This is a genomic window from Rhodopseudomonas sp. BR0C11, from assembly GCF_010820945.1.
In the GTDB taxonomy this organism is placed as follows: Bacteria; Pseudomonadota; Alphaproteobacteria; order Rhizobiales; family Xanthobacteraceae; genus Rhodopseudomonas; species Rhodopseudomonas palustris_H.
The window spans coordinates 1-3,695 of record NZ_QTKI01000442.1 but is presented as its reverse complement, the minus strand read 5'-3'; the positions used below and the strand labels follow the sequence as shown (position 1 = coordinate 3,695).

Annotated in this window: 2 protein-coding genes and 1 pseudogene; 1 reads left to right on the top strand and 2 read right to left on the bottom strand. The window is 67.7% G+C overall.

Annotation, left to right across the window (positions count from 1 at the left end; translation table 11 throughout):
- Window positions 1–81: 81 nt before the first annotated feature.
- Window positions 82–906, bottom strand: a complete 825-nt coding sequence (gene map, locus DYI24_RS23035; RefSeq protein WP_164573982.1) for a type I methionyl aminopeptidase — start codon at window positions 904–906, stop codon at window positions 82–84.
- Window positions 907–1,109: 203 nt separating this feature from the next.
- Between map and DYI24_RS23030 the strand changes: the two genes are divergently transcribed.
- Entirely contained in the window at window positions 1,110–2,903 is a 1,794-nt protein-coding gene (locus DYI24_RS23030) for a potassium/proton antiporter (RefSeq protein WP_107342615.1), read from the top strand.
- Window positions 2,904–2,924: 21 nt separating this feature from the next.
- Here the strand turns inward: DYI24_RS23030 and mepA are convergent.
- A pseudogene (gene mepA / locus DYI24_RS23025) lies at window positions 2,925–3,677 on the bottom strand (penicillin-insensitive murein endopeptidase); the annotation flags it as partial.
- Between the last annotated feature and the right edge of the window lie 18 nt (window positions 3,678–3,695).

Genomic DNA, 3,695 nt, shown 5'->3' with positions numbered 1-3,695 from the left:
CGCGAGCACTGAGCTGACTCTTGAGCGGGGCCGGGCGTAGGGAGCTTTTGCCGACGCTACGGCGGCTGGCGAGGGACGCGCTCAGCTCTGGAACGGCGGCTTGTCGAGGCCCTTGGGCGAAGCGGTAAAGATCTCGCAGCCGTCTTCGGTGACGCCGATCGAGTGTTCGAACTGCGCCGACAGCGAGCGGTCGCGGGTGACCGCGGCCCATCCGTCGGACAGGATCTTCACATACGGCTTGCCGAGATTGATCATTGGCTCGATGGTGAAGAACATTCCGGGCTTCAGCACCGCGCCCTGCCCGGGGCTGCCGACGTGGATGATGTTCGGCTCGTCGTGGAACAGCCGGCCGAGGCCGTGGCCGCAGAAGTCGCGCACCACGCTCATCTGCTGCGGTTCGACGAAGCTCTGAATGGCGTGGCCGATGTCGCCGGTGGTGGCGCCCGGCTTGACCGCGGCGATGCCGCGCAGCAGCGACTCGTAGGTGACGTCGATCAGGCGCTCGGCTTTGCGGGCGATCGGACCCACCGGATACATCCGGCTGGAGTCGCCGTACCAGCCGTCGACGATCATGGTGACGTCGACATTGACGATGTCGCCTTCCTTCAGCGGCCGGTCGCCCGGCATGCCGTGGCAGACCACGTGATTCAGCGAGGTGCAGGTCGAGTAGCGATAGCCCCGATACATCAGCGTCGCCGGATAGGCGCCATGGCTGAAGGCGAAGTCGCGAACGAAGTCGTCGATCTTCGAGGTCGGAACGCCCGGCTTGACGATGTCGCCCAGTTCGTCAAGGCAGCGCGCCACCAATTGACCGGCCTTGCGCATGCCGGCGAAGCCGGCCGGGCCGTGCAGCTTGATCTGCCCGGTCTTGCGCTGGGCGGTTTCGGTGGCGTCAACGTAGCTCATGCGGACCAGTCTTTTGGGGATGCGGTGATTTGAGCCCAATCTAGTGATCGCGGCCCGCCGCAGCAAGCGCGCGCGCCGGCCGTCTGGGTCGCCGGCCGGACATGGCCGCCGCAAAAGGCTATCGGCCGCAATGCTCTCTTGGCGACGCAATCCGGCGACGTTAAGGATGCGGCAGCGTTCCGTCATCCAATCGCAGAGAGGCAATGGAGTCCCTCGACTCGGTCAGCATCGCCATTCTGCTCGGCTCCGTCCTAGTGATGGCGGGGATCCTGTCGAGCCTGCTGGCGCTGCGGTTCGGCGCGCCGCTGCTGCTGGTGTTCCTCGTCATCGGCATTCTGGCCGGCGAGTCTGGTCCCGGCGGCCTCAACTTCAACGATCTCGGCACCACTTACCTCGTCGGCTCCGTGGCGCTGGCGCTGATCCTGTTCGACGGCGGCCTCAAAACGCGATTCTCCAGCATCAAGGCGGTGTTGGCGCCATCGATGGGGCTGGCCACGGTCGGCGTGCTGCTGACCGCGCTGGTGACGGCGCCGGTGGCCCGCTACGCGCTCGATCTCAGCTGGGTCGAAGCGCTGCTGGCCGGCGCGGTGGTCGCCTCGACCGACGCGGCGGCGGTGTTCCTGCTGGTGCACGCCCAGGGGCTGCGGCTTCGCCCGCGCGTCGGCGCGACCCTGGAGGTCGAATCCGGCACCAACGATCCGTTCGCAGTGTTCCTCACCCTGATGCTGGTGGAGCTGATCACCCGCGGCGAAAGCTCGATCCTGCATGTGCTGATCGAGTTCGTTCGCGAGGCGGCGCTCGGTGCGGTGATCGGCGTGGTCGGCGGCCGGGTCGTGGTGATGGCGCTCAATCGCGTGGCGCTGCCGCAGGGCCTGCACGCGCCGTTCGTGACCACCGCGGCTCTGGTGGTATTCGGCGCCGCGCAGATGTCGCACGCGTCGGGATTTCTCGCGGTCTATCTGGCCGGCATGATCATCGGCAATCAGCCGACCCGCGCGCATAATTCGGTGGTGGCGTTTCTCGACGCCGCGACCTGGCTGGCGCAGATCGTGATGTTCGTGCTGCTCGGCCTGTTGGTGTCGCCGCAGCGGCTGATGGACAGCATCGGCCCTGCGGTGGTGATCGCGCTGGCCCTGATGCTGGTGGCGCGGCCGCTCGCGGTGTTCATCTGTTTGGCGCCGTTCCGCTTCAACTGGCGGGAGCGGTTGTTCATCGCCTGGGTCGGCCTGCGCGGCGCGGTCGCGATCTTCCTGGCGTCGATCCCGATGCTGGTCGGGCTGTCGAAGGCGTACATCTATTTCGACGTCGCCTTCGTGGTGGTGCTGATTTCGCTGATGCTGCAGGGCTGGACGCTGGCGCCGGCGGCCCGCAAGCTGCACGTCGCGCTGCCGCGCACCGATCGTGGCCCGCGGCGTATTGAACTCGACCTGCCCGGCCAGCTCGAACAGCAGCTCGTCGGTTATGCGGTGCGGCCGAAAAGCTTGTATCTCAAGCGCGGCCTGATCCCGTCGTGGTCGAAGCCGACGCTGGTGATCCGCGACGAGCGCATCCTGACGCCGGAGGAAGCCGATCCGGTCGCGCCCGGCGACTACGTTTACCTGCTGGCGCCGCCGGAAAAGGCCGCCGCGCTCGACCGCTTTTTCGTCGACATGCCGCCGTCGACTGCGCCCGATCCACATCTGCTCGGCGACTTCATCGTGCCGGGCGAGACCTCGCTCGGCGATCTTGCGGCCGCCTACGGTGTCAGCGTGCCGGCCGGCCAGGAGGCGCTGACGCTGGCCGATTACTTCGACATCTATCTCGACCAGGCCCCGATGGTCGGCGCGACGCTGCCGCTGGACTCGATCGTGCTGGTGGCGCGCAGCCTCGGCGGCGGCCGCGTCAACGTCGTCGGCCTGCGGCTGCCCGAGGAAGAGGACGAGGCGCCGCCGCCGACCCGTCTCACCAAACTGAAGTCCAAGCTGTCGGACGTCTGGTCGGCGCTCGCGGGCGTGTAGCTCGTGGTCTCTCCGGGCTGATCAGTCCGGCTTCCTGTCGGGGGCGTTCAGCACCGCCCGGCATTCGGCCGGCAGCTCGGACAGCGTCAATTGGTGCCGCGGCGGAGGCGGCTTCAGCGGCGGCTTCGGATGCAGCACCGCGTCGCTGAACCAATAGGCGAAATCGGAGGCGCCACAGCCTTCGCCCGGCGGCGGCTCGGCCTGCGACTCGCAGCCGTCGATCCCGGCCGGGCAGCGCAGCCGGATGTGGAAGTGGTAATCGTGGCCGTACATCGGCCGCACCTTGTGCAGCCAGCTGCGGTCGCCCTTGGCTTCGCGGCATAGCGCCTTCTTGATCGCGGCGTTGACGAAGATGCGGTCCACCTCCGGCTCCAGCGCCGCGGCCCGGATCACCTTCCAATGCGTCGGCGTCCAGGCCGACGGTTCGATGTCGAGCCGGTCGCTGCGGACCATCATCACCGCCGACATCTCTTCGCGCTCATTGCGCGACAGCAGCCGGTTCGGCATCGGCGTCAGCCAGATGTCGGCATCGAGCCCGACCTGGTGGCTGGCGTGGCCGGTCAGCATCGGCCCGCCGCGCGGCTGCGACATGTCGCCGATCAGGATGCCGTTCCAGCCGGCTTGCTCGCGTGCCTTGTCGGCGACGCGCTCGATCAGCCGCACGGTGGCGGGAAGCGCCCACGCCCGGTTGCGCGACAGGCGCATCACCTGCCAGGTCGGGCCGTTGATCGGTATTGAAATGCCGCCGGCCATGCAGCCCTTGGCGTAGAAGCCTGTCTCTTATACCCATCT